The organism is Azorhizophilus paspali (genome assembly GCF_043587585.2).
Classification (GTDB): domain Bacteria; phylum Pseudomonadota; class Gammaproteobacteria; order Pseudomonadales; family Pseudomonadaceae; genus Azotobacter; species Azotobacter paspali.
On the sequence record NZ_CP171449.1, the window covers coordinates 2,035,948 to 2,060,620 of the forward strand.

The following is a 24,673-nucleotide window of genomic DNA, read 5'->3' on the forward strand; positions in this document are numbered from 1 at the left end:
GGCAAGGCCGGACAGTGCTTTCCAGAGCTGTCCGGCAACAATCCGGTCTGTGTCCTGCCCATGTATCCTTCGCCTAAAAACAGATAAAGAAAACGATATCCGGATAGCGGACCTGGCTATACCTTTGAGCAAAGTTGCTCTATCATGCGCATAGCTGAAACGTTTCAGCTTTATCCGGTTCACTACATCGTTTCAGCTTGAGGAATATCTCCTCGTAGCTGTGAATAAATATAAGAAGGTTCGCAGACATGCTGTATTTCCCATCCTTGTCTCCAGAATTCATTGGCTATCCTTCTCTTGTCCGTTCTCCGGTCGTCCCTCTCTGCCTGGGCGACACTATGCGAGTGCGTTCCTCCACGCCGGCACGAAACTCTTCGATCACGTCTGGTTTCTGACGGTCCGCGAAGCTTTGGGCTCTGGCGTCCGTCGGCGTCTTGTGGCCGAAGATAGCGCTATCTGATCGATTGCAACTTCCAGGCAGTAATTGGCGGCTGGTCCTGGCGCTGGTTTTTACCGGCCAGAAAACAATAAGAATTGGAGCGGATATGAAAAGAAGTTCGGTAAAAAAGGCACTTTATCCACTGTGTGCTTTTCTTGCGTTTCCCCTGGCGGCTCAGGCGGTCAATTTCAGCGGCTATTACCGGCTCGGTGTCGGCGGCAATACCAAAGGCGGCACGCAATCCTGCTTCCAGCTACCCGGTGCACCCTCGAAATACCGGCTCGGCAACGAGTGCGAGCTGTGGAGCGAGCTTGCTTGGGACCACGATATCGCACTGGCCGACGGGTCGACGCTCTCCGGCATGGTCATGGGCGGCTTCTACAACCCCATCGGGCACAAGCCGAAGTTCAAGGATTCCAACGAGCATGGTGGGGGCTCCTCGCGGATCCAGCAGATGTTCGTCGAGTGGAAGAACGCCGCGGTGCTCAACGGCGGCAACTTCTGGATCGGGCGCCGTTACTACAAGCGTAACGACATCCATATGACCGACTACTACTACTGGAACCAAAGCGCCACCGGTTTCGGTTTCGACGAAGTGCCGATCGGCGACCTGCGCTATAGCTATGTTTTTTCGCGCAAGGACGATTATTGGCAAAACCCTTATGTCACCCGCCACGACTTCAACATCAACGGTTTCAAGACCAACCCCGGCGGTGAAGTGCAGGTGGGGTTCAGTTATCTGCAGAAACCGAGCGGTAGCGACAAGCACAGCGGCTGGTCGGTGGCCGTGCAGCACAAGCAGGAAGGCTTCCTGGGTGGCAAGTACAACACCTTCGCCCTGCAATACGGCGAGGGGCCGGGCACGCGGCTGGGCTACACCGGCGATAGCGAGCTGGACAAGGAAAACAAGAGTTGGCGCATGGTCGAGTACTTCGACTGGCAGACCACGGAGCGTTTCGGCGGCCAGTTCCAGATCGTCTATCAGAAGGATGTCCGCCCCGATGGCGACAACATGCGCTGGCTGTCGGTCGGCGTACGGCCGGTGTATGCCTTCACCGAGACTTTCAAGGTGAGCGCCGAGATCGGCCACGACCAAATCAAGGCGACCGACGGCACCCGCAAGCTGACTAAATTCACCATCGCGCCGACCTGGTCGCCGGGCGGCCCGGGCTTCTGGGCGCGGCCGGAACTGCGCGTCTACTATACCTATGCGACCTGGAACGAAGCGGCACAGCGCGCAGCTACCGAAATGAAGCCCGAGTCCGCGCTGTCCGAGACCGGCGCCTTCGGCACTGACCGCCACGGCGGCAACTTCGGCGTACAGGTCGAGTATTGGTGGAAGTGACGCAGTAGTCTGTATGGACATACAGATAACGGTTGCTTGATCGCACGTTAATGCACATGCTTGCGCCATCGCGACAACCCACGATGGCGACCATGCGGCTCTTCCTCTGCGAAAAACCTTCTCAGGCCAAGGACATCGCCAAGGTGCTCCAGGCTACTCGGCGCGGCGACGGCTGCTGGCTCGGCCCGGACCTGGCCGTGACCTGGTGCATCGGCCACCTGCTGGAAACCGCGCCGCCGGATGCCTACGACGCCCGCTACAAGCGTTGGGATCTGAACGACTTGCCGATCGTCCCCGAGCACTGGAAGATGCTGGTCAAGCCCAAGACCGCCAGCCAGTACAAAGTAATCAAGCGCCTGCTCGGCGAGTGCCGCGAACTGATCATCGCCACCGATGCCGACCGCGAAGGCGAGATGATCGCCCGCGAACTGGTGGAGCATTGCCGGTATCGCGGCCCGATCCGCCGGCTGTGGCTGTCGGCGCTGGACGATGCCTCGATCCGCAAGGCGCTGGCGGCGCTCAAGCCGGGTACCGAGACCTTCAGCCTTTACCATTCCGCGCTGGGCCGTTCCCGCGCAGACTGGCTGATCGGCATGAACATGAGCCGGCTGTTCACCCTGCTCGGACGCCAGTCCGGCTATCAGGGCGTATTGTCGGTGGGGCGCGTGCAGACACCGACCTTGCGCCTGGTGGTGGACCGTGACCGCAGCATCGCCGACTTTGTGCCGGTGCCCTGGTGGGCCATCGAGGTGCAACTGTTGGCCGAGGGCACAGCTTTCACCGCCCAGTGGCGTGCGCCGGAGGATGCCTGCGACGACCAGGGGCGCTGCCTCAAACAGGAGTTGGCGCAGCAGGCGGCGCAAAATATGCGCCACGCCGGCAGCGCGCGGCTGGTCGCGCTCAAGACCGAGCGGATACGCGAGATGCCGCCGCTGCCGTTCGACCTGGGCACGCTACAGGAAATCTGCTCCAAGAAGCTCGGCCTCGGCGCCCAGGAGACCCTAGACATCGCTCAGGCGCTCTACGAGACGCACAAGGTCATCACCTACCCGCGCAGCGACTGCGGCTACCTGCCGCAAAGCCAGCACGGCGAGGCTCCGGCAATTCTCGCCGCGCTGGCGCGGACCGATCCGGCGCTGGCCGGGCTGATGCACCACATCGATCCGCAGCGCCGCTCGCGGGCCTGGAACGATACCAGGGTCGGCGCCCACCACGGCATCATCCCCACCGTCGCCGCGCAGACCCTCGACCGTCTAGTCGGTAAGCAGTGCGCTGTCTACACCCTGATCCGTGCGCGCTACCTGGCGCAGTTCCTGCCCAACCACGAATATGATCGTACCCAGGCCGACTTCGACTGCGCCGGCCATGCTCTACGCGCGGTGGGTAAGCGCATTATCGAGCCCGGCTGGCGGCGCGCATTGCCCGAAGCCCTGACCCCGGCCAAGGGCCGCGAAACACCGCCGTCGCAGGAGCTACCGGCCTTGCGCGAAGGGCAGGAGTATGCCGTGGCCAAGGTGACGCTCAAGGACCTCTGGACCCAGCCGCCCAAACCCTACACCGAGGGCGACCTGATCAAGGCGATGAAGAACGTCGCCAAACTGGTGGACGATCCGCGCCTCAAGCAGAAGCTCAAGGACACCACCGGCATCGGCACCGAGGCGACCCGCGCCGGGATCATCCAGGCTCTCGTCGAGCGCGGTTATCTGCTCAAGCAGGGCAAGGCGCTGGCCGCCACGCCGGCTGCTTTCAGCCTAATCGACGCCGTGCCGCGGCCGATTGCCGACCCCGGTACCACAGCGATCTGGGAGCAGGCGCTGGACATGGTGCAGAGCGGCGAGATGAGTCTGGAGGCGTTCGTCGCCAAGCAGTCGGCCTGGATGAGCAAGCTCGTCGAACGCTGCGCCGGCCTGCGTCTGACCATCAGTGGTCCGGCGGCCTCGGCCGGACAAGGCGCCGAGGCCGGGTCCTGGAAGAAGAAGCGCAAGGCGGGTAAGCCCGGAGCCGGCGGCAGGCGTCGCGCCAGGCCAGCCACACCGCCCTGAAGGTTGAAAAACGGCGGGAAAAGGAAATCTCGACGCCGTTTCAGCCGATGCACCGTTTTTTCGGGGAGCACCCCGGTATATCGCTATCCCGCGTTTTCCCTGGCCGATCGACCGCCGGAGGAGACTTCGTCAAGCGATATGCCGGAGTATCAAAGCCCGCCTTCGGTGAGTTTCTCAGGATCGAGCAGTTGTTCCAGCTCTTCGCGTTTGAACTCGGTGTGTTCGAGTGCCACCTCGATGATCGGCCGCCCCTCCTTGTAGGCCAGCTTGGCGATTTCCGCCGCTTTCAGGTAACCGATCAGCGGGTTCAGGGCCGTGACCAGGATCGGGTTGCGATCCAGCGCCTCCTTGAGTTTCGGCTGATTGACCTTGAAAGTTGCGATGGCCCGGTCGGCCAGCAAGTGGCTGACGTTGCCAAGCAACTGAATGCTGTGCAACAGGTTTTGCGCGATGACCGGCAGCATCACATTCAACTCGAAGTTGCCGGATTGACCGGCGATAGCGATGGTCGCATCGTTGCCGATCACCTGTGCCGCGACCATCGCCGTGGCTTCGGGAATCACTGGGTTGACCTTGCCCGGCATGATCGAGGAGCCGGGTTGCAGGGCTTCCAATTCGATCTCGGCGAGGCCGGCCAGGGGACCGGAGTTCATCCAGCGCAGATCGTTGGCAATCTTCATCAGCGACACGGCGGTGGTCTTCAGTTGGCCTGACAGGGCGACCGCGGTGTCCTGAGAACCGATCAGGGCGAAAAGGTTGTCTCCCGGTGTGAACGAGAGCCCGGTCAGAGTCTTGAGTTCGGTACAGAAGTACTCGGAGAAGCGCGGGTGCGCATTGATCCCGGTTCCCACCGCGGTTCCGCCCTGAGCCAGGGCATGCAGGCTCGGTTGCAGGCCTGTCAGATGCTCGATGTTCGACCGAATCTGGTGCGCCCAGCCATCCAGCACTTGGCTCATGCGTACCGGCATGGCATCCATCAAATGGGTTCGGCCGGTCTTCACAAAGGGGTGCACTTCCCGGGATTTCTCGCCTATCGCCTTCGACAAATGTTCCAGGGCCGGCAGCAGGCGCTCGCTCAGTTCGATGGCCGCACTCACATGGATGGTCGACGGGATGATGTCATTGCTGCTCTGGCCGCAATTGACGTGGTCGTTCGGGCTGACCTTGTCGCCGAGAATGCGGCTCGCCAGCGTGGCGATCACCTCGTTGGCATTCATGTTGGTGCTGGTACCGGAGCCGGTCTGGAACACGTCCACGGGGAAGTGCTGCATGAAATCGCCCTCCAGCAATTGCTGGCAGGCGGCGGCGATGGCGCTGCCCAACTCCGGAGCGAGCTGTCCCAACTCTACGTTGGCTCGCGCTGCCGCAGCCTTGGCGAGGATGAGCGCCCTCACGAACGCTGCCGGCATCCGCTGGCCGGATACCGGGAAATTGTTCACGGCACGCTGAGTCTGCGCACCGTAAAGCGCTTCGGTCGGAACAGCCAATTCGCCCATGCTGTCGCGTTCGATCCTGTGGTTATTCATAGGGATTTCCTTCTGCTAGTTCCGAGGGGGAGAGGGAAGGCTGCAATCGCAGGGTGGCCAGGCGATTGCGCACCGTATCGAGCGTACGCTGCTGCATGCGGTCGCTCACCAGTTGTTGCAAGACATGAAGGGGGCGCCAGGCATGGTCCAGACACAGGTTGCGCCAGTGCCATGGCAGTGCGGGATCGCATGCGGTATCGAGGAAAAGGTTCAGGCTGGCAAGCGACATATGCCACGGGCTTATCTGGCCATGTTCGACCAGGCTGACGCCAAGGCTCATGAAGCACTCGATCAGACGCGGCTCTTCGGGTCTCAATGCACAGCGGATCATGAAGCTTTGCCAATGCCAACAGTCCCGGCATGGCCTATTACGAGGTTTGAACATCGGTCTACCCTCCTGGCGAAAATTATATTAATCACAATATGCAAATAATAATCAATATCATTTTATGGATATTCTGCCTCCGGTGCCCGCGTGCTTGGCAGGCATCGAGCACGGGCAATTGGCCAGCAAGGTCATCGGTGGCTGGCTCCCGAGACGGTATGGGCGACGGTTTCGATGTGGCCCTAGAGCGCTTCCGGCCGATGTTTCTTCGCCTTTCTCGCGATTGGCATGGGTCGTTTGTGAAGCATCGGGGCCTGTGCGGCAGTGCGCTGTGCCTCGGGCGAGGTTCATGCCGATGGGGCAGGGACGCTTGCGTGACATCGGTTCCGAGGGTTACCGGACGATGTTCTGATCCGTGGTTTTCTCGGTCACCTATGCAGCATTGCCGGCGCTTGGGGACGAACATTTGTAGGAGGTCATTTGATCGACCGTTTCGCTCGGGATGGTTTCGTGCTGTTGCGCGGCTATTTTCGTCCGGTGGAATTGCAGCGTGTATACGAGGTGGTACGGTGTTTCCACCGGGCCTGGCTGAGGGATAATCGTCGGAGCTTTCGCGACGGGCTGGTGAATTCTGCGTATCTGACCGCTTGGGGCGAGCTGGCCGAGCCGGACTGAACCGCCCCGGTTTTCCCGGAGGCTCCCACTCTTGAGAGGATGGAGCCATGAAGACAACGACGAAGTACTCCCCGGAAGTCCGCGAGCGAGCGGTTCGTCTGATGCTGGAGCATCAAGACGACCATGAATCGGAGTGGGCGGCGATCTGCTCGATTTCCGCCAAGATCGGTTGTACCGCTGAAACACTGCGCCGCTGGGTGCGCCAGGCCAACGAGATCTTGCGCAAGGCGTCCGCGTATTTTGCTCAGGCCGAGCTCGACCGCCGCTTCAAGCCATGAAGGCGTTCATCGACGAGCACCGTGAGGTTTATGGAGTCGAGCCGATCTGCCAGGTACTGCCGATTGCTCCATCGACCTACTACGCCCATGCACAAGGCCAGGCTGACCCTGAGCGGCGTTCCCCGCGAGCACGGCGTGACGAGGTGCCGAGCGGGCATATCCAGCGGGTCTGGGAGGAGAACTTCCAGGTCTACGGCGTGCGCAAGGTCTGGCGGCAACTCCTGCGGGAAGGTGTGAGGGTTGCGCGCTGTACGGTGGAGCGGCTGATGCAGCGACTGGGCCTACAAGGCGTCGTACGCGGCAAATCGGTCAAGACTACGACCCGCGACAAGGCCAACCCGTGCCCACTGGACAAGGTCAACCGCCCGTTCCGCGCCGAGCGGCCCAATGCGCTCTGGGTGTCGGACTTCAGTGTGCCGCAGCAAGCGGCGTAGGAGATGAGGGTATGGCCCCTCGCCATCAGCTTGCAGGAGCGGGTGGCAAACCACCCTGAGCGGCTTGGGTCAAAAGCCCTGGTCTGGTCGTGAGCGTCATGGAAAAGGCGCCGTAAAGGCGTCAGGTATGAACCAGGAAGACGAACAACCGTGAACTGCCGTTCAAGTGTCGAAAGTACTCAGATGACATCAAAACCGGGGAGTGATGGTGCCCCGCGATCAGTCTGGCCGTTACCTGCTTACGGGCCAGGCGGTGTCCGGCATAGAGGCAGCGTCAGCCTGATTCAGGCTCTTACGTTGAACTGCGGGAACCTTCGGTGGCGATGCCAAGCGAAAGGCACAAGCTTGATGCGCCACCAAGGGGCGGAGCCGCTCGTGGTAGTGTTGAAGCCGCTGTAAGGGTGGTGGAGCGAAGGGGCTGCGTTATCCCGGTCTGTCGTCGTGTCAACTGCGCAAGCAGGAGGAGCACGGCGGCATGACCAAACCGTATGACATTCCCAAGGCGTTAATCTGGGAGGCATTCAAGTGTGTCAAGGCGAACGGTGGCGCCGCAGGCGTTGACCGTCAATCCATTGAGCAGTTCGAGAGTGGCTTGGGCAACAACCTGTACAGGCTATGGAATCGACTCTGTTCCGGCAGCTATTTTCCGCCGCCGGTAAAAGGGGTGCCGATTCCAAAGAAGTCGGGAGGTGTGCGTGTGCTGGGTGTGCCCACGGTTGCCGATCGAGTGGCGCAGACGGCGGTCAAGCTCCTGCTGGAGCCGCAGATCGACCCGATGTTCCATCCAAACTCCTATGGCTATCGACCGGGTCGCTCTGCCCATGATGCGATTGCCATGGTGAGGCGGCGAAGCTGGGAGTACGACTGGGTTGTGGAATTCGATATCAAGGGTCTCTTTGACAATATCGACCATGATCTGCTCATGCGCGCGCTCAAGAAGCACTGCCAGACCCCATGGGTTCTCCTGTACGTGGAACGCTGGCTGAAAGCGCCAATGCAGACTGCAGACGGGGTACTTCTGGAGCGGACGTGCGGCACGCCGCAAGGCGGCGTCGTGAGCCCGTTGCTGGCCAACCTGTTCCTGCACTACGCCTTTGATGTCTGGGTCAGCCGCAACCTCAGAGGCGTGCGGTTCTGCCGCTATGCCGATGGCGGGGTGGTTCATTGCAGGAGCTTGGCTCAGGCCAAGCGGGCTCTGAACAGGATCGGCGAGCGGTTTCGCGAGTGCGGGCTCGAATTGCATCCGGACAAGACAAAGATCGTCTACTGCCAGGACGGCAATCGGCGGGAAGCGCATCCTAATGTGCAGTTCACCTTCCTGGGATACACCTTCCGGCCGCGCAAAGCGGTGGACAGGTATCAGCGGGTCGATGTGAACTTCGCTGCGGCGGTCAGCCGCGATGCCCTCAAGGTGATGCGGCAGACCATTCGGGGCTGGCATCTGCAATTGATGTGCGACCGTGAATTGGGCGATCTGGCGGCGATGTTCAATCCGATCCTGCGGGGGTGGCAGCAGTACTACGGCCGCTTCCATGGCTCGGCGATGTCGGTGATCTGGAAACACATGAATGACTATCTGGTGCGCTGGATGATGCGCAAGTACAAGACTCTCGCGCGCCATAAAACGCGGGCGAGACACGCCCTCGGGCGGCTTGCGCGTCGATTCCCGAGAGCCTTCGTGCACTGGGGCATGGGATGTCTCCCTGCGGTTGGATGATGGGAGCCGGATGAGTCGAGAGGCTCACGTCCGGTTCTGCGAGAGGCTGGGGGTGAAACTCCCCCGGCCTACTTACCCCTACGTCAGTACGTGGCAGGGCTTCGTCTACGTGGCCTTTGTCATCGACGTATTCGCCCGGCGTATCGTCGGCTGGCGCGTGTCCAGTTCAGCCCGTACCGATTTTGTACTCGATGCGTTGGAGCAGGCGTTGTATGCCCGCCGACCGGTCGGCCAGGGCAGTCTGATCCACCACAGCGACCGTGGCGTGCAGTACGTCTCGATCCGCTATACCGAGCGCTTGGCTGAAGCTGGGGTCGAGCCCTCGGTGGGCAGCGTGGGTGACTCCTATGACAATGCCTTGGCCGAAACCCTCAATGGCCTGTACAAGGCCGAGGTGATCCATCGCCGTTCCTGGCAGAATCGTGAGGCCGTGGAGCTGGCGACGCTGGAATGGGTGGACGGGTTCAACCACCGACGGCTACTGGAGCCCATCGGGAACAGGCCGCCGGCAGAAGCCGAAGCGATCTACTATCAGCAACTTAACGAGTCAGCCCAAGCGGCATGACTCACACCAAAGAGCCTCCGGAATTCCCGGGGCGGTTCAAATAGGATCGGCAGGTCTACAAGAAACGCAATCAGGTCGAACGCTTGTTCCGTCGATTGAAGGGCTTTCGCAGAGTGTTCAGCCGGTTCGACAAGCTCGACCTGATGTACGTCGCCTTCATCCACTTGGCTCTCATCGCGGATGCCCTACGTTTGTGTTAACAGATGGTATGGACGCATCCCCCCGGCAGCGGGCCGGCCATAGCGCTGGTGGCCGTGTCGGCGAACGCCGAGGCCGGCGAAAATGATAAGCAGTGCGCTGGTTATCGATAAAGATCAGTAAATCGAATGTGCTTATTAATGAAATTTATGAGTCACGGCTGTTCGCCGCGATAGCGACAGGCTGTCGACCACCAGGAGCAGCGCGCGAAGACTGGTACCTGCCCGGTTAGAGGACGTGCAAGTCCGAGAGGGGCGGGAAACAGCCTTCCAGCACGTACTGCAGGCGCCCCGCCGCGACGTGCCGTTGCACCGGTTCTTCCGGTATGTGCCAAGCCAAATCCAGCCAGGATAGCCAGATAGCCTAGGCGATTGATGGGATCCAAGATATGGGTACATGCGATTTCTCCGGCTCGATGCCGAAGGCGCCGCATGTCGCTCGGGCAGACCCATCCTAGCTTCCGGACAAGACTGGATAATCAGGAATAGCTGGAAAAGGTCGGCGACGAACGATACGCCGACCGGGAAATGTTCAGCGTAGCGGTTTCGGTATGCGGAGAGCCGATCAACGGACACGGATCGCTTGAAGGTGTGATCGGAGTCCGGCTTTCGGATTGACTCCCGGCTTCCATGGCAGACGGGAGTCGACCCTGCGGCTGTTACCTATCTGCTCTCAAACCCGCAGGTCCTGCTGTCCAGTCGCAAGAGCCTGGGGGACGAGCGGTCTGCTGAGGCGATAAGTCATCGCGCAACAGAACAGCAATCCACCCATGGCCAGCAGGCCGCCGGCGGTACCGATGTCCGAGATTCCCAGATGGCTGCTCACCGCGCCGCCGAGCAGGGCGCCGCCGCCGATGCCGATGTTGTAGATGCCCGAATGCAGGGCCATCGCCACGTCGGTAGCGTCTGGGGCCAGCGCCATGACTTTGGACTGCTGCGTCATCCCGAAGCACATGATGGCGACCCCCCATGCTAGGCTCAGCGCGCCGAGCGTCCAGGCTTCTCCGGCCAAGGGCAGGAGCAGCAGCATGCACAGTGCCATGGCGGAGAGTGCGGTGATCAGCAGGCCGTTCGGGGTCCGGTTGTAGAAATGGCTGAACACCAGGGAACCGATGATGCCGGCGCCGCCGAAGATCAGAAGCAGGATGGTCGTCGCTTCGCCGGTCAGGTGGCCGATGGCCTCGGCGAAGGGTTCGATATAGCTGTAGGCGGTGAAATGCGCGGTGATCGCCACGACGGTCAGTACATAGCAGGCCACCAGCGCCGGGCGCTTGAACAGTACCGGGAGACTGCGCAGCGACCCCGAATTCTGGCTGGGCAATGGCGGCAGTGTCCAGGCCAGGCACAACAGCGTCAGCATGGCGATCCCAGCGATTGCCGCGAAGGCCGTGCGCCAGCCGAGCATTTCGCCTACCACGCGCCCCAGCGGAATGCCCAGCACCATGGCCAGGGAAGTACCGGTCGCCAGCAGGCCGAGGGCCTGGGTCTGCTTGCCAGGCGGGGCCACACGCACCACCAGGGAGGCCGTGATTGCCCAGAACACGGCATGCGCAAAAGCGACACCGATTCTGCTCAGCAGCAGGACGATGAAGTTGGAAGACAGCGCCGACAGGACATGGCTGGCGACGAACAGGGCGAACACCAGTATCAGCAGCCGGCGCCGGTCGATATTGCGCGTCAGCAGCATCATCGGCAGCGAGGCAAGGGTGACCACCCAGGCGTAGATCGTCAGCATCAGGCCGACCCGGTCGGTCGACAGGGAAAAACTGTCGCCGATGGCACTCAGCAGGGCGACGGGGATGAACTCGGTCGTGTTGAAGATGAAGCCTGCCAGGGCCAGCGCGATCACGCTTGGCCAACTGCCGGCGGGGGCATTCGGTGGGGTGTTCATTTAAAACGTGCACCTTCGAAAGGGAGGCGACAGGAGCTGTCCGCCTGGCATGGGAAGAACATACCAGGCGCCTGTGCGCGAAATTAGGAACACGCCCTCATACCAAATCGCGGGCGCACCGAAGCTCGCTGCCTTGACGCGAAGCCAAGGCGCACGACGTGCTGCGTAGCGGGGGGATTTATTATCGGTATAAGGGGAGACAGCCAAGGAACTGAATCGATTCTATGGCGCGCCTGTCTGGACTACAACTGGACGATCATAGGCTTTTTTCTGTTCCTGACAGCCGGTATTGTCGGCGATCCGGGGCGTAGCGCGGTGTCCACGTCGCCCGGATAATCCGGGTCGTCTCCAGAACCTTGCCGGTCCGTGCTCGCCGTCCGCTTCGAGGTTCGGACCGGCACTTCGCTGGCGGCTTCGGAGCGCCGCGCGGAGCCCGTCCTGGGAGGAAAACCGTATAAGGGGCTTCCTCCGTGCTTCTGCAGATCCGAAAGGAGGCGGGACGTCCGCTCGGAGCCGTAGCCGCCATGCTCAGGCTTCGGCCGTGTGGGCTACCTCACTGGTCTCGAGGGCGGCCAGCGCCGGGCGGATATCGTCGTTCAACCGCCAGAAGCTGTGTGTCACCGACACGAAGTCGGCCAGCGGGCCGAGGAGGGCGCTGTTGACCCTAGCTGCTTCCTGGTCGAGGGTGCGCGCGATGTCCTTGGTGCGCGCCTGACCGTTGTCGTGCAGGAACTGCAGGATCCGCAACTGTCCTTTGGGCAGCCGGGCCAGCCGGGCCGATTCTTTCCCAGATTGGGTGACGGCAGCGAGCGGTGATGCCGCCAGACTCTCCATGACGCGCGACTTGCGCTCGGGAATCGCGTCCAGGTGGGCGTCGTCGACTTCCGGCCCGGTTGCCTGGAGCGGGATTTCGGGTCGATCGCTGCTCGGAATCCGCTCGACCATCGCCGGCTTGATGGTGTAGCGGCCCTGGGCGTCGCGGTCCAGCCAGTCCCGGCGCAGCGTGACCAGCGATACCGAAGCCGGTTCGTCCGGCCCCATCGCCTCCATCACCTCGTTCGGCGAGCATCCCGGATGGTTGCGGATGTATTCCAGCACTTGCCTGTCGAGCCCGCTCAGGCCGACCAGCGCGGACGAGCCGGTGGCTCCGGCTGGTTTCGCCGGCGCCGAGGTGGCTTCCGGCCGGGCTGCCGGCATGGGCGCGCGTGGCGTTTGAGGGGCCGGTGTGCGGCTGGCGCTGACCGGCGTGGATTGGCGGGCGCCAGCCGGCGCCTGCTTGCCCATGGACATGCACTCCAGCACATAGTCGCGCACTGTGTAGCCGGCGAAGGTGAAGGGATCGAGCCAGAGACCGGTCAGGCCCTTGAGCGCGGTGGCGACCTCCGCGTTGCCGAGTTCGGTGCTCTTGGCGATCTGGGCGGCATTCTGGTTGGGGTTGGCCATGATCCAGGCCAGCAGCTTGCGCTCGGTCTTGCCGAGTCTGGCGAAGGCTTCGCGCAGGCGGGCGAAAAGCTGTTCCTTGGGTTCGTCCGGAGCAGGTATCTCGACGGGCGCGGGATCGGGCCTGACAGTCGGCGTAGCGACGGCGGTTATTGCCAGCTTTTCTTCGGTTGGCGCGATCCCGGCCCGCTTCTGCATGGCTTCCTGTGCCCTGGCGCGTGCCTTGAGCAGTTCTTCGGCTACCCATCGCGGCGGCTCGGCGACCGGCGCCTTTAAGGCGGATTCCGCCGTTCGATCGGCTTGTTCGGCTGGCGGGCGCGTTTCCAGGCGGGGTGGAACTGTCTGTGGCTTGGGCGGGATGGCCGGTTTGGCTTCGATACGCGCCGCGTCGGTTGGCGCAGTGGCCACCTGTGGCGGTCGCGTGTCAGGAGCGGCAGCTTCGAACCGGGCGGCCTCGACCGCCGGCACGCTGATCCGGCCGGCGCCGCGGCGCAGGTGCAGGCGGCCCAGCAGTTCGTACAGTTGTGGGGCCGCGTTGGCTTGGGCAGCCTTGCCCACCAGGTCGAGCGCTTCGTCCAGCCGGTCGGCCTGAACCAGTTCGCGAACCCGTTTCTCCAGCGTGGCGAGATCCTGGACTCCCTCCGCGTCCTGCTTGCCGGCGGCTTCGGGATGTCCGAGCAGCAGGAGCATTTCCAGGCGCCAGAAAATCTGCGGCGAGGCGACATGGTTATCCAGGGATTCGGCCAGCAGTTCCTGTGCGAGCCTGTGCTGATCGGCACCGGCCAGATGGCGCAGGGCGCCGGTCAGGGCCTTGAGCGAGCCGTCGGGGCTGGCTTCGTGCAGAGAGGATTCGAATGCGGTAAAACTGTGGGTGCGAGCGATGCCCCACAAACGCTCGATGAGAGGTTTGTGTTCCAAACGGGGATACCTGTGCGTTGGGTCGGCAGGCCGACATGGTGGTGCGGAAAAGGGCGCGGACTATACCACGGCTGCCCGGCCTGCCGGCCTTCGAATCGCCTCTTTCAGAGGCTTGCCCCTTCCCGCAAAGATGAGCGGAAAAGGCGGCGATAGCGCCTTTGTAGAAGCGAATTCATTTGCGATTCTTTGGTTTTCGGCGACGATCGCAGATAAATACGCTCCTACAGCGCGGACTTCAGCCCACTAGCCGATAGCAGGGCACGTAGGGCGTGCCGCCCGGCAGCTTCATCCGGTGCTGCTCGACGAAGGCCTGCAGCAACTCGTCCAGTGGGCGCATCACCGTCGGTTCGCCGTGGATCTCGTAAGGGCCGTACTGTTCGATCAGGCGGATGCCCTTGTCCTTCACGTTGCCGGCCACGATGCCGGAGAAGGCGCGGCGCAGGTCGGCTGCCAACTGGTGTGGGGGCAGTTCGCGACTCAGTTGCAGGCTGGCTATGTTGGCGTGGGTCGGGTCGAACGGGCGTTGGAAGCCTTCCTCGATCCTGAGCAGCCAGTTGAAATGGAAGGCGTCGTTGCGCTCGCGGCGGAACTGCTTGACCTCCTTCAGTGCCTGGGCCATCTGCCGTGCCACCTCGGCGGCGTCCTCGATGATGATCCGGTAATGGCGCTGCGCCTTTTCTCCCAGCGTGGCGCCGACGAAGGCGTGCAACTGCTCCAGGTAAGGCGCCGCGCTTCGGGGGCCGGTGAGGATCACCGGGAACGGCAGCTCCCGGTTGTCCGGGTGCATCAGGATGCCGAGCAGGTAGAGGAATTCCTCGGCGGTGCCGGCTCCACCGGGGAAGATGATGATGCCGTGGCCGACGCGCACGAAGGCTTCCAGACGCTTCTCGATGTCCGGCAGGATCACCAGTTCGTTGACGATGGGGTTGGGCGTCTCGGCGGCGATGATCCCCGGTTCGGTCAGGCCCAGATAGCGGCCGCTGACGTGCCGCTGCTTGGCATGGGCGATGGTGGCGCCCTTCATCGGCCCCTTCATTACTCCGGGCCCGCAGCCGGTGCAGATGTCCAGACGGCGCAGACCGAGTTCGTGACCGACCTTCTTGGTGTATTTGTACTCGTCGAGGCTGATCGAGTGGCCGCCCCAGCACACCACCATTTTCGGTTCCACGCCGGGGCGCAGGGTGCGGGCATTGCGCAACAGGTGGAAGAGGTAGTCGGTGATGCCCTGGGAGGTGCTTAGGTCGATACGCAGGCTGTCCAGTTCGCTCTGGGTGTAGACGATGTCGCGCAGGGCGCTGAACAGCATCTCGCGGGTGCTGGCGATCATCTCGCCGTCGACGAAGGCATCCGCCGGTGCGTTGAGCAGTTCCAGGCGGACACCGCGGTCCTGTTGATGGATGCGTACCTCGAAGTCCTCGTAGGCCTCGAGGATGGTCTTGGCGTTATCGGTGCGGGCGCCCGTGTTGAGGATCGCCAGGGCACATTGGCGGAACAGCGTGTAGAGGCTGCCCGACCCGGTTTCGCTCAGTTGCTGGACTTCGCGTTGGGACAGTGTCTCCAGGCTACCCTTGGGGCTTACCGAAGCGTTGATTACTGGTCTTGAGTCCATTTTCGGTCCCCTGTGAACGATGCCCCAGGCCACTGATGGCCGGTTGCATCGGAATGGTGAAAGCCGAACGCGGTCGCGCGCAGAGGGCATTTTCTTCATCAGTCGGGCCTTCCCGACTGGGCAGTCCGGCAAATCTCTGCCGGGATTGCCGGCCGCGGGCGCCTCCGCCAGGGGAGAAGGCAGCCGCGTGGGCCGGCAGGCCTGTCCGATTTTACGCCGGTCTCGAGCGAAGCGGAGAGCGATGCGTGCGGATCGGCAGCTCTGCTGGATGCCGCCGCGGCAGGTGCGTGCCCGACATTGCCGGGAAAGAGGCAATTGCCACGCCCGATGCGCTTCGAATCCCGCAGCCGGAATCTGTCCCGTGGATAGGCCCCGGCGAAGCAAAATGCTTTCCCATTGAGGCGCCATGCCCTTTCTTCTGCTGCAATGAAGGGGGTTTCCGATCAATTGCGAAGGAAGGAAATACCATGGCGAAATCGCAATCTCTTCGGGGTTCTGGGCTGTCGTGCGCAAGCGTGCCGGCGTTCTGGCCGATGACGATGGCTGCCGAATTGGCCGAGAAAGGGCTGGAGCTTTATGCGCGAAACCTCAGGTTCATCCAGGAGGAAGTCAAGATCCACGGCGAGCTGAGACCCAGCCTGGCGACCCCGAACCAAGTCCGGCTCGATCTCAGGACCATGTTCCTGCGCGACTACGGCAGGCCCGGCGAGGGAGTTCCCACGCTGGTCGATGCGCCATACGCTGGGCATACCGCGATGATCGCCGATTACCACGCGGGGCAGAGCCTAGTCGAGACACTGCTGGCCAACGGTATCGGGCATGTCGCCCTTACCGACTGGAAGTCGGCGACGGAGGATATGAAGGACTTCGAGATCGACAATTATCTCGGCGAGCTCGTGGTGGCGATCGACGACCTCGGCGGCCGGGTGAACATCGTCGGCCTTTGCCAAGGCGGCTGGACGGCGACCATGCTGGCGGCACGCTTTCCGAACAAGGTGAATTCGTTGGTGCTCGCTGGCGCGCCCATCGATACTGATGCCGGCGATACTCCGATCCGACGCATGGTTCACGAGTCGCCGATCTCCTTCTACGAAGACCTGGTGGCTCTCGGCGGCGGTCTGATGAAGGGCGAGCTCATGCTGCAGGGCTGGAAGAATATGCACCCCGGCGAGCACTACATTTTGGAGCACATCGATCTCTACGAGCATATCGATGACCCGGCCTACCTGCGCAAGAAGGAAACCTTCGAGAGCTGGTACGAAAACCCGCTCGACTTGCCGGGCCGATGGTATCTCCAGGTCATCGGCCAATTGTTCAAGGAAAACCGCCTCGCCCGGGGCGAATTCGCCGGCTTGGGACGGAGGCTGGATCTGCGCGATATCACCTGTCCAGTCTACCTGCTGGCCGGAGAAGGCGACGACATCACCAGCCCGGAGCAGGTGTTTAACGCCGCCAATCTGGTCGGCACCCCGCAGGAGCGCATCGTCCGGCAATTGGTGCCCGGCGGCCATATCGGCCTGTTCATGGGGGCCAGGACGCTCACGGAACGCTGGCCGGAGATCGCCCGCTGGATCGCCGCGCAGTAGCGGGCGATTGCGAACGCGCAAAGACGCCTGTTCGACCGGTATCGCATGGCGGGCGAATGCTGCGAGGGCACCTTTTCGAGGATTCAGGCATCGCGCAGTAGGTCGTGGGCATCGAGCAGCCGGTAGGCGATCTCCGGGCACTTCTCCAGGCTGCGGCGGATCGCCGCCGGGATCGACTGGCGGGTCTTGCGGCACAAGCCGGGCAACTCGTCGATGCGAATGGCGAAGCCGCGCATGCTGCGCACTTCGTTGAAGCTCGGAGCGATTTCCAGACGGATGCCGAGCTGCTCGAACATCCGCCGCTGCATATGTTCGAGATCGGCCAGATCCACAAGATTCTCCAGGCGCTCGAGCAGGCGTTTTTCTTCCTGGCGAGTCAGACACAGGATGCGCAGATCAGCACCCGGCGCATCCGGCAGGCGCTCGCGCCCACAGGTGCAGACACCGGGCGGGCAGGGGGGACGGATCGGCATGGAGAGAGTCATGAGTGCCGATCATAGCGGTCCGTGCTTGTTCTTGCCCATTGCCTGGAGCCGATCGTCTCGGCCCTGGGCACAGCGCCCTGCCTGCCCGGCTGGCAGGTGCGCATCATCGACGGCAATCATCTGCCGGCCTCGGAGAAACGCCTGGCGCCGCTGCGCAACCAGCGCGCCGCCGCTCTGCCGGGGCATTCGGCTGGTGGTCTACGACCCCGACCTGGACCGGGTGACCGATCTGGCGGTCTGCGAGGATGCCTACGAGAGCGAGCGCACCGGCGTCCTGCCGCTACTGGACAATGCCCGGCCGGGGCAGCTGTGGATGGCCGACCGGCATTTCTGCACGCGCGCGATTCTCCAGTCGCTTTAGCAGGCCCGAACCGATTTCATCGTGCGCCAGGATGCCAGGCATCCACGCATCGTTCGCGAGGGGCCCTGGTACGACCGGGGCCGGGTGGAAACCGGGTGGGTACTCGAACAGGATATCCGCATAGACGAGGGCCAAGTGCCCTGGCGCACCGCGCTGTCCCGGCCGGCCACGGTCGCCGCCCTATATCTGAACCGGCATGCCGCTCCCTATCCCGTCGGCGACGTGCGCCGCCATGCCAAGTCGGCGGAAATACTCGCCGCCCTGCGACCACTGGGTCGCGATGACGTACTGGCCTTTCACCGGGATTTCTACGGTGCGGATCGTGGCGAGTTCGTGCTTTCCGGCAACTTCGACCCGCAGCAGGTGGAGCGGCAGGTACGGCGTCTGTTCGGCGACTGGAATAGCAAGGCCCGCTACGCCAGGCCGGCCCGTCCCTACCGGAACGTACCGCCGCCCGCCTGCGTGTACATGCCGGGGCGCCACAGGCCGGCTACTACCTCGCCCGCCTGCATTTCGATGCCGGCAACCAGTCGCAAGAGCAGGCCGCCCTGTTCGTTGCTGAACGCATCCTCGGCCGCCACCCGCTGGTTTAGCACCTGGAACAACATCTGCGCGAAGGGGAAAAGCTGAGTTACGACGTCCGTACCTCGATCCGGGTCGATCCGCTTGACCGTGCCAACTGAGTCGCCATCCAGGCCGATTATCCGCTGGGCCAGGGCCGGCGCCTGGCCGACCTGGTCAAGGACGAGGTCGCCCGGCTGATCGAGCATGACATCACCGAACAGGAGCTCGAGCAGGCCTGGCAAGCCATCCTGCACGAGCGGCGCCTGAACTTCGGTCAGGAGCGGGGCGTCCTATCCCTGCTGCAAAGGCTGCTCACCCTGCAGCCCTGGGTGGAGCGCAACGAGGATTTTGCGCGTATCCGTCTGGAACAGGTCAATGCCGCCATCCGCAAGTATTTCAGGCTGGATACCTTCGTCGAAGTGCTGGCCGGCGCGGACGGTGAGACACAGCAATCCCTGTGAGATCTTCGCTTCAAAGAGAGCCCGGAGCGCTTCGAACCTTGTGCCGCGAATTGCCGGGACCGGCTTTGAGCTTCGTGCCAATGGTCGTAACCTGAGCGTCCCCACTGTCTCCACACAGGACATGCAATGACTTCGAAAGTTGATGTGACGGTGCTCGCCGACCTGCTGCGGCGGGCGGCGAAGGCCGAGATAGTGCCCCGTTTCCGACGCCTGGGCAGCGCCGACGTGCGATGCAAGAGCGAAGCGACGGATCTCGTGACAGAGGCCGATGAACAGGCCGAACGCATGATGAAGGAGGAGAGCGCAAGGCTCTGGCCGGATGCCCTATTCGTCGGCGAGGAGTCGGTCGCGGCGGAGCCCGCGCTGCTGGACAGGCTGAAGGATGCCGAACTCGCCATCGTCGTCGATCCTGTCGATGGTACGTTCAACTTCGCCTCGGGTATCCCGGCGTTCGGCGTCATGGCCTCGGTCGTTCTCGCCGGCGAGACGATCGCCGGCATCATCTACGATCCCATGGGCGACGACTGGGTGATGGCGGAGAAAGGCGGCGGCGCCTGGCTGAGACGGCCGGACGGCGAGGCGCAGCGGCTTTCCGTGGCCGCCCCGGTCGCACTCGACCAGATGGTCGGCATGGCTTCGACCGGCTATCTGCCGAAAGACCGGCAGCCGCAAATCCTCGCGAACCTGTCCAAGGTCCGCTTCGTCGCCAACTACCGCTGCGCGGCGCACGAACACCGGACCTTCGCCGCGGGTCACGTGCATTATCTGATGTATTACAAGCTGATGCCCTGGGATCATCTGGCCGGCGCCCTGATCTGCCAGGAAGCGGGTGCCTACGTCGCCCGTTTCGATGGAACACCCTATCTGCCGCACCATCTGGACGGCGGCTTGCTGATCGCACCGGACAGGTCCTCCTGGGAATCGCTCCGGCGCGAGGTTTTCACGCTTTGAACGAGCCTTTTGCCTTGCCGGGATAGCGCTTTCGCGGCCTGCCGGTGCCGAGCCGGCAGGCACGCGACATCCCTCGCGGACTCGATCGCGGCGCTGTGCCATCGATCCGCTCGGGTATCGCCGACATTCTTACAACGTCTCGGCTCATCCGGGGTCATGACAAGGCTGAAAAACGGAACGCAACCGGGAATGACCCTTCATTCGCCCGCTGCCTTTTTCCAATTGTCGAACAGTTGCAGCAAGGACGGGTCCGTCACGGTGCTTTCAGCGGCCTGGATCAGGCAGAGCCCGAGTTCGCGGGCGCTCGATGGGTGGATGTACAGATCATGCACGTTATCCTGGCTGCTCAATCTGAGTACCACGGTCCCATCCTGGGTTATAACCTGCGCTATTTCCACTTCCAGCTCGAAGTTGTTCATGGCCATGCCTCCGGTACTGGTAACAAGTCATCGCAAGGACGACTTTGTGCTCCGAACTTGTTAAGTCGTTCCGCCTTTTCAGAAATCACCGTCAAAGCGATCACTCAATGTACGGTCTTTTGCGGGGACATCGAGAGCAGCTCGAACAGCTTGTCTCCGACGCGCAAGAGCTGCTCCAGATCCAGCGCCGCGTCGATCATCCTGCCATACAAACGGACCAGCTCGATCCGCTCCAGGGTTTCAGAGTCCAGCGTTTCCAGCCTGCAGCAAGCCATATTGTCCAGAAATGCATCCACTTCCCGTCGAAAGCATCGTTTCAGCTCGGTTACTTGCTTGCTCATGTTTCAAGCTCCTCGCACTCTTTCAGTACAGCATGCCCTGTTCGTCGATCCGGATAGAGAGAAGAATGCACCTATGGATTTCTATTTCAACAGGCAAGTGCATAGGGGGCGATAAATGGATTGGCCGAACTTTGCCGATTGTTCGATCTTGCGGTGGATAGTTTTAGAGTGTTTCGATATATGGGTTCTTGCGCTTTGCTTCACAGTAAAGGCCGTCGCGCATGTTTTCTCAAGGTCCGTTTGCCGGTAACTGCCGATTCCGGATAAGCAGGATCGATACGCCCACGATGAGCTTCGTGCTGGCGTTCTAGAGCATTTTTTGAAAACACGAATTCGACATACAGGGGTTGCTCTTCCTGGTCATTTCGGTCCTCCTCTCCCGCTCGGACAAGGAGACCAGAATGGCTCGAGCATACAGTGCCGATCTTCGCCGACGCGTCGTCGACGCGGCCATGGGCGGGCTGTCGGCTCGGCAGGCCGCCGAGCGATTCGATATCGGCACGGCGACGGCGATCGTCTGGGTACGGCGCTTTCGGGAAGGCGGGGAGCTCGTCGCCCGCCGACAGGGCAAGCCCCGGGGCTTGCGGCTCGATCCCCATGCGCACTACCTGCTCGGCCTGCTCGAGCAAACCCCCGACCTGACGCTGGCCGAGCTCGCCGCAACCCTCGAGCGGGAGCGCGGTATTCGGGTCAGCCTGGCGACGGTATGGACGTTTCTCGACCGGCACGGCATGACGTTCAAAAAAAGACCGCGCATGCGGCCGAGCAGCAGCGGCCGGACGTCCAGGCAGCGCGACAGGAGTGGCTCGAGGAACAACCCGGCTTCGACTGGCGCAAGCTGATCGTCGTCGACGAAACCGCCGCCGCGACCAACCTGGCCCGCCTACGAGGCTGGGCCCCTCGCGGCGAGCGCTGCCTGGCCGCGGTCCCTCACGGTCACTGGAAAACCACGACCTTTACCGCCGGCCTGCGCGTGGATGGGCTAACTGCTCCGCTGGTGCTCGACGGCGCCATGAACGGCCCGGCCTTCCTGGCCTATGTCGAGCAGGTTCTGGTTCCCGAGCTGACGCCCGGCGCTATCGTGGTGATGGACAACCTGCCGGCCCACAAGGTGGCGGGGGTACGCCAGGCCATTGAGGGCGCAGGAGCCACACTGCGCTACCTGCCTCCCTATAGCCCCGACCTGAACCCGATCGAAAGGGCATTCTCCAAGCTCAAGGCGCTGCTGCGAAAGGCGGCGGCGCGGATCGTGCCGGAGCTGTGGCAGAGCATTGGCAAGGCGATTGCGCAGTTCTCGGCGCAGGACTGCAGGCACTACTTCGAGGCAGCCGGATATGAATCGGGATAAAGTAAAAATGCTCTAGAGGCCGAGGATGTCGATGCCGAAGCCGACCGGGCCTTCGGTATAGCCGGACTGCAGGTTGAGGATGAAGCTCCAAGTCCATTCCTCGGCTTTGCTGCGGGTGGCGCGGTCGTCGACGAGGTTTCGGTGGATGTAGAAGTTGCGCAGGGTCGGGGGAGCCCTTGGCGTCGTCGAGGAATTCGGCCTGAACGCTTGCGATGGGCAGCAGGAGCGTCAGGGGCAGGAAGTGGATGAGAAAATCCCGGTAGCGCTGTCTCTGAAGTTTCTTGTCGTTGTGCATTGTTGTTATGGTCTTTTGATGGCACGGATCCCTCCCACACCCGGGCCGCGATCGCGGCAGGGAAGTCCGGGGTGGGAGAGAAAATTGCGGTCGGTAGGCGATCAGCCCGTGGTCCGGACGACCTCCAGGGCGGCTGGGTTGACTAGATTGGCCGGGCGCTGGCCGGCTAGCGCCGCCAGCAGGTTGTCGACGGCGCAGCGTGCCATGGCCTCACGGGTTTCGTGGGTGGCCGAACCGATGTGCGGGGTTGCCACCACGTTGTCCAGGCGCAGGAACGGCGAGTCGGCGGGTAGCGGTTCGCGTTCGAACACATCCAGCCCGGCGCCGCGCAGGCGGCCGGCCTGCAAGGCTTCCAGTAGTGCTGTCTCGTTGACCACCTTGCCGCGCGAGATGTTGATCAGGATGGCCTCCGAGCGCATCCGCGCCAATTCTCGGGTCCCGATCAGCCCTGTGGTAGCAGCGGTCAGTGGCAGCGTCAGGCAGACGAAGTCGGATTCTTCCAGCAAGGCCTCCAGCGAGCGATAGCCGGCGCCGTAGCGTTGCTCGACCTCCGGCTTGGGCGACGAGCTGTGGTAGAGGATCGGCATGCCGAAGCCGAAGTGCCCGCGGCGGGCCAGGGCCTCGCCGATACGGCCCATACCGACGATGCCGAGGGTCTTGCCGTGCACGTCGCTGCCGAAGTGCGCCGGGCCGATGCTTTTGCGCCACTGCCCGGCGCGCACCCAGCTGGCCAGTTCGACGACCCGCCGGGCGGTCGCCAGGATCAGCGCGAAGCCGGTGTCGGCGGTGGTCTCGGTGAGCACGTCGGGGGTATTGGTGAGCAGGATGCCGCGTCGGGTCAGGTAGTCCTGATCGTAGTTGTCGATCCCCACCGAGACGCTGGAGACGACTTCCAGTTGCGGCGCCAGGTCGAGCAGCTCGGCGTCCAGCCTGAGGCTGGCGCCGAGCAGGCCGTGGGCACCGGGCAGGGCGTCGCGTAGGCGGGCCAGGCCGTCGGCCGATAGGTCGTCGATGCAGGTGACCTGCGCCTGCTGGCGCAGGCGGGTCATCAGCTCGGTGGACAGCTTCTTGTAGAGCACGATGTTCTTCATGGACACGGATTCCTTAGGAATTGGTCGCCGGCCGAAATTGGTGGCCAGACAGCGGCGCCGGGCGGGCGCCGCTGGTGGGGTCGAGCAGCAGGGTCAGCAGTACGGCGATCAGCAGCGCGCCGCTCATCAGCAGGAAGGAAGCACCGGGATTGCCGGTGGCGCCGTTCAGGTAGCCGACCAGCCAAGAGCCGGCGAACGAGCCGAGCGCGCCCATACTGTTGATCAGCGCCATGGCGCCGCCGGCGACGTTGGCCGGCAGCACTTCCGGAACGATGGCGAAGAACGGCCCGTAGGGGGCGTACATGCAGCCGCCGGCCAACACCAGCAAGGCGTAGGACAGCCAGAAGTGCTCGCCGGCTAGGGCGTAGGAGCCGTAGAAGGCTAGCGAGGCGATCAGCAACGGTGGCCAGACGAAGCGCTTGCGCTGCTGGAAGCGGTCCGAGGCCCAGGACACACCGAGCATGCCGATCACCGCGGCTAGGTAGGGCAGCGACGACAGCCAGCCGGCTTGGACGATGTCCAGTTGGGCGGTGTCCTTGATGATCGACGGTAGCCAGAGGACCAAGCCGTAGACGCCGATGCTCCAGCAGAAGTACTGCACCGAGAGCAGGATCACCTTGGGCGAACGGAATGCCTCGCGGTAGTTCTTCACTGGCTTCAGGCCCTGCTGCTCGGCGGTTAGCGCCTGCTGCAGTTCCTCCTTCTCCTGGGCGTCGAGCCATTTGGCATCGGCTGGCCGGTCATCCGCCAGGCGCCACCAGACGAAGGCCCAGAGCACTGCCGGCAGGCCTTCAATGATGAACATCCAGCGCCAGTCGAAGTGTTCGATCAAGTAACCGGACACCACCGACATCCAGAGGATGGTCACCGGATTGCCGAGGATCAGGAAGGTATTGGCCCGCGAGCGCTCCGCCCGGGTGAACCAGTGGCAGAGATAGATTAGCATTGCCGGCATCACCGCGGCCTCGACCACGCCGAGCAGGAAGCGGATGGCGATCAGCAGGTAGACGTTGGGGATGACGCCGCTGAGAGTCGCTAGACTGCCCCAGAGGATCAGGCTGACGAAGATCAGCTTCTTCACGCTGCGCCGTTCGGCGTAGATGGCGCCGGGCACCTGGAAGAAGAAGTAGCCGAGGAAGAACAGCGCACCCAACAGCGACGACAGGCCGGGGGTGATGTTCAGGTCGGCGGCCATGCCGGAGGCGGCGGCGAAGCCGTAGTTGGCACGGTCCACGTAGGCCAGGCTGTAGGTGATGAAGATGATCGGAATGAGATACCACCAGCGGCGGCTGGCAGGACGCGGATTTTGCATGGATGTCTCCTGAGCTTGTTGTTTTTGTGGCAGCAGGTGCCGTCGGGATCGGCGATTA

Annotated in this window: 19 protein-coding genes, 5 pseudogenes and 1 other annotated feature; of the genes and pseudogenes, 13 read left to right on the forward strand and 11 right to left on the reverse strand. The window is 62.8% G+C overall.

Annotation, left to right across the window (positions count from 1 at the left end; translation table 11 throughout):
- Positions 1-545 precede the first annotated feature (545 nt).
- Complete coding sequence (locus ACGI6K_RS09935; protein ID WP_376942469.1) at positions 546-1,784, forward strand: maltoporin; 1,239 nt, start codon at positions 546-548, stop codon at positions 1,782-1,784.
- Positions 1,785-1,876: 92 nt separating this feature from the next.
- Positions 1,877-3,826, forward strand: a complete 1,950-nt coding sequence (locus tag ACGI6K_RS09940) for a DNA topoisomerase III (protein WP_376942471.1) — start codon at positions 1,877-1,879, stop codon at positions 3,824-3,826.
- Positions 3,827-3,975: 149 nt separating this feature from the next.
- Here the strand turns inward: ACGI6K_RS09940 and ACGI6K_RS09945 are convergent, their stop codons facing one another.
- A complete protein-coding gene (locus ACGI6K_RS09945; RefSeq protein WP_376942473.1) occupies positions 3,976-5,352 on the reverse strand; it encodes a class II fumarate hydratase in 1,377 nt (458 codons plus the stop codon).
- On the reverse strand, positions 5,345-5,737 hold the full coding sequence (locus ACGI6K_RS09950) for a FagA protein (protein WP_394543851.1): 393 nt from the start codon (positions 5,735-5,737) through the stop codon (positions 5,345-5,347). The genes ACGI6K_RS09945 and ACGI6K_RS09950 overlap by 8 nt, the downstream gene beginning before the upstream one ends.
- A 420-nt stretch (positions 5,738-6,157) precedes the next feature.
- On the opposite strand from ACGI6K_RS09950, the gene ACGI6K_RS09955 reads away from it, so the two are divergent.
- The 5 genes and pseudogenes from ACGI6K_RS09955 to ACGI6K_RS09975 form a co-directional block, all read left to right on the forward strand.
- Positions 6,158-6,352, forward strand: coding sequence for a hypothetical protein (locus ACGI6K_RS09955; protein WP_376942477.1), 195 nt, complete (start codon positions 6,158-6,160; stop codon positions 6,350-6,352).
- A gap of 47 nt (positions 6,353-6,399) precedes the next feature.
- Positions 6,400-7,043: pseudogene (locus ACGI6K_RS09960) on the forward strand (IS3 family transposase); the annotation flags it as partial.
- Positions 6,585-6,701: a sequence feature (AL1L pseudoknot), on the forward strand. It overlaps the preceding pseudogene by 117 nt.
- 496 nt (positions 7,044-7,539) lie before the next feature.
- Positions 7,540-8,781, forward strand: coding sequence for a group II intron reverse transcriptase/maturase (ltrA, locus tag ACGI6K_RS09965; RefSeq protein WP_376942479.1), 1,242 nt, complete (start codon positions 7,540-7,542; stop codon positions 8,779-8,781).
- A gap of 73 nt (positions 8,782-8,854) precedes the next feature.
- Positions 8,855-9,346, forward strand: a pseudogene (locus ACGI6K_RS09970) (IS3 family transposase); the annotation flags it as partial.
- 44 nt (positions 9,347-9,390) lie between these two features.
- Positions 9,391-9,546 (forward strand): annotated as a pseudogene (locus ACGI6K_RS09975) (IS5-like element ISCARN85 family transposase); the annotation flags it as partial.
- A gap of 670 nt (positions 9,547-10,216) precedes the next feature.
- Here ACGI6K_RS09975 and ACGI6K_RS09980 read toward each other — a convergent pair.
- The 3 genes from ACGI6K_RS09980 to ppnN form a co-directional block, all read right to left on the reverse strand.
- Entirely contained in the window at positions 10,217-11,434 is a 1,218-nt protein-coding gene (locus ACGI6K_RS09980; protein ID WP_376948937.1) for a sugar transporter, read from the reverse strand.
- Between the two features lie 528 nt (positions 11,435-11,962).
- Positions 11,963-13,792 carry a hypothetical protein gene (locus ACGI6K_RS09985; RefSeq protein WP_376948935.1) on the reverse strand — a complete coding sequence of 610 codons (1,830 nt, stop codon included), beginning with the start codon at positions 13,790-13,792 and terminating at the stop codon, positions 11,963-11,965.
- A gap of 235 nt (positions 13,793-14,027) precedes the next feature.
- Positions 14,028-15,401: a nucleotide 5'-monophosphate nucleosidase PpnN gene (ppnN, locus tag ACGI6K_RS09990; protein WP_376948933.1), complete on the reverse strand. Its 1,374-nt coding sequence runs from the start codon at positions 15,399-15,401 to the stop codon at positions 14,028-14,030.
- 287 nt (positions 15,402-15,688) lie between these two features.
- On the opposite strand from ppnN, the gene ACGI6K_RS09995 reads away from it, so the two are divergent.
- The gene (locus ACGI6K_RS09995; RefSeq protein ID WP_376948931.1) at positions 15,689-16,987 is read left to right on the forward strand and encodes an alpha/beta fold hydrolase; all 1,299 of its coding nucleotides are present in this window, start codon (positions 15,689-15,691) and stop codon (positions 16,985-16,987) included.
- Positions 16,988-17,070: 83 nt separating this feature from the next.
- On the opposite strand, the gene ACGI6K_RS10000 is transcribed toward ACGI6K_RS09995, so the two are convergent.
- Complete coding sequence (locus ACGI6K_RS10000) at positions 17,071-17,472, reverse strand: hypothetical protein (protein WP_376948929.1); 402 nt, start codon at positions 17,470-17,472, stop codon at positions 17,071-17,073.
- A 33-nt stretch (positions 17,473-17,505) separates the two neighbouring features.
- Here ACGI6K_RS10000 and ACGI6K_RS10005 point away from each other — a divergent pair.
- From ACGI6K_RS10005 to ACGI6K_RS10020, 4 genes and pseudogenes are all read left to right on the forward strand, one after another.
- A pseudogene (locus tag ACGI6K_RS10005) lies at positions 17,506-17,956 on the forward strand (transposase); the annotation flags it as partial.
- Positions 17,957-18,166: 210 nt separating this feature from the next.
- Positions 18,167-18,463, forward strand: coding sequence for a hypothetical protein (locus tag ACGI6K_RS10010; protein ID WP_377969228.1), 297 nt, complete (start codon positions 18,167-18,169; stop codon positions 18,461-18,463).
- Between the two features lie 263 nt (positions 18,464-18,726).
- Entirely contained in the window at positions 18,727-18,858 is a 132-nt protein-coding gene (locus ACGI6K_RS10015) for a hypothetical protein (RefSeq protein WP_376948927.1), read from the forward strand.
- Positions 18,859-19,002: 144 nt separating this feature from the next.
- Entirely contained in the window at positions 19,003-19,809 is an 807-nt protein-coding gene (locus ACGI6K_RS10020) for an inositol monophosphatase family protein (protein WP_376948925.1), read from the forward strand.
- A gap of 197 nt (positions 19,810-20,006) precedes the next feature.
- On the opposite strand, the gene ACGI6K_RS10025 is transcribed toward ACGI6K_RS10020, so the two are convergent.
- Positions 20,007-20,228: a hypothetical protein gene (locus tag ACGI6K_RS10025; protein WP_376948923.1), complete on the reverse strand. Its 222-nt coding sequence runs from the start codon at positions 20,226-20,228 to the stop codon at positions 20,007-20,009.
- A gap of 104 nt (positions 20,229-20,332) precedes the next feature.
- Positions 20,333-20,569 carry a hypothetical protein gene (locus ACGI6K_RS10030; RefSeq protein ID WP_376948921.1) on the reverse strand — a complete coding sequence of 79 codons (237 nt, stop codon included), beginning with the start codon at positions 20,567-20,569 and terminating at the stop codon, positions 20,333-20,335.
- A gap of 401 nt (positions 20,570-20,970) precedes the next feature.
- Here ACGI6K_RS10030 and ACGI6K_RS10035 point away from each other — a divergent pair.
- A protein-coding gene (locus tag ACGI6K_RS10035) for an IS630 family transposase (protein ID WP_394543856.1) occupies positions 20,971-21,917 on the forward strand; the annotation gives its coding sequence in 2 pieces (ribosomal slippage) (positions 20,971-21,316 and positions 21,316-21,917; 948 coding nt in all).
- A 15-nt stretch (positions 21,918-21,932) separates the two neighbouring features.
- Here the strand turns inward: ACGI6K_RS10035 and ACGI6K_RS10040 are convergent.
- The 3 genes and pseudogenes from ACGI6K_RS10040 to ACGI6K_RS10050 all read right to left on the reverse strand — a co-directional run.
- A pseudogene (locus ACGI6K_RS10040) lies at positions 21,933-22,212 on the reverse strand (OprD family outer membrane porin); the annotation flags it as partial.
- A gap of 101 nt (positions 22,213-22,313) precedes the next feature.
- Positions 22,314-23,303, reverse strand: a complete 990-nt coding sequence (locus tag ACGI6K_RS10045; protein ID WP_376945528.1) for a 2-hydroxyacid dehydrogenase — start codon at positions 23,301-23,303, stop codon at positions 22,314-22,316.
- A gap of 13 nt (positions 23,304-23,316) precedes the next feature.
- A complete protein-coding gene (locus ACGI6K_RS10050) occupies positions 23,317-24,615 on the reverse strand; it encodes an MFS transporter (protein ID WP_376945526.1) in 1,299 nt (432 codons plus the stop codon).
- Positions 24,616-24,673: the final 58 nt, after the last annotated feature.

Excerpts from the sequence above, each read along its gene's own strand:
- ACGI6K_RS10030 (WP_376948921.1), bottom strand. The coding sequence starts at position 20,569 with ATGAGCAAGCAAGTAACCGAGCTGAAACGATGCTTTCGACGGGAAGTG.
- ACGI6K_RS09935 (WP_376942469.1), top strand. The coding sequence starts at position 546 with ATGAAAAGAAGTTCGGTAAAAAAGGCACTTTATCCACTGTGTGCTTTT.
- ACGI6K_RS10025 (WP_376948923.1), bottom strand. The coding sequence starts at position 20,228 with ATGAACAACTTCGAGCTGGAAGTGGAAATAGCGCAGGTTATAACCCAG.
- ACGI6K_RS09980 (WP_376948937.1), bottom strand. The coding sequence starts at position 11,434 with ATGAACACCCCACCGAATGCCCCCGCCGGCAGTTGGCCAAGCGTGATC.
- ACGI6K_RS09945 (WP_376942473.1), bottom strand. The coding sequence starts at position 5,352 with ATGAATAACCACAGGATCGAACGCGACAGCATGGGCGAATTGGCTGTT.
- ACGI6K_RS09950 (WP_394543851.1), bottom strand. The coding sequence starts at position 5,737 with ATGTTCAAACCTCGTAATAGGCCATGCCGGGACTGTTGGCATTGGCAA.
- ACGI6K_RS10000 (WP_376948929.1), bottom strand. The coding sequence starts at position 17,472 with ATGACTCTCTCCATGCCGATCCGTCCCCCCTGCCCGCCCGGTGTCTGC.
- ppnN (WP_376948933.1), bottom strand. The coding sequence starts at position 15,401 with ATGGACTCAAGACCAGTAATCAACGCTTCGGTAAGCCCCAAGGGTAGC.
- ACGI6K_RS09940 (WP_376942471.1), top strand. The coding sequence starts at position 1,877 with ATGCGGCTCTTCCTCTGCGAAAAACCTTCTCAGGCCAAGGACATCGCC.
- ltrA (WP_376942479.1), top strand. The coding sequence starts at position 7,540 with ATGACCAAACCGTATGACATTCCCAAGGCGTTAATCTGGGAGGCATTC.
- ACGI6K_RS10045 (WP_376945528.1), bottom strand. The coding sequence starts at position 23,303 with ATGAAGAACATCGTGCTCTACAAGAAGCTGTCCACCGAGCTGATGACC.
- ACGI6K_RS10050 (WP_376945526.1), bottom strand. The coding sequence starts at position 24,615 with ATGCAAAATCCGCGTCCTGCCAGCCGCCGCTGGTGGTATCTCATTCCG.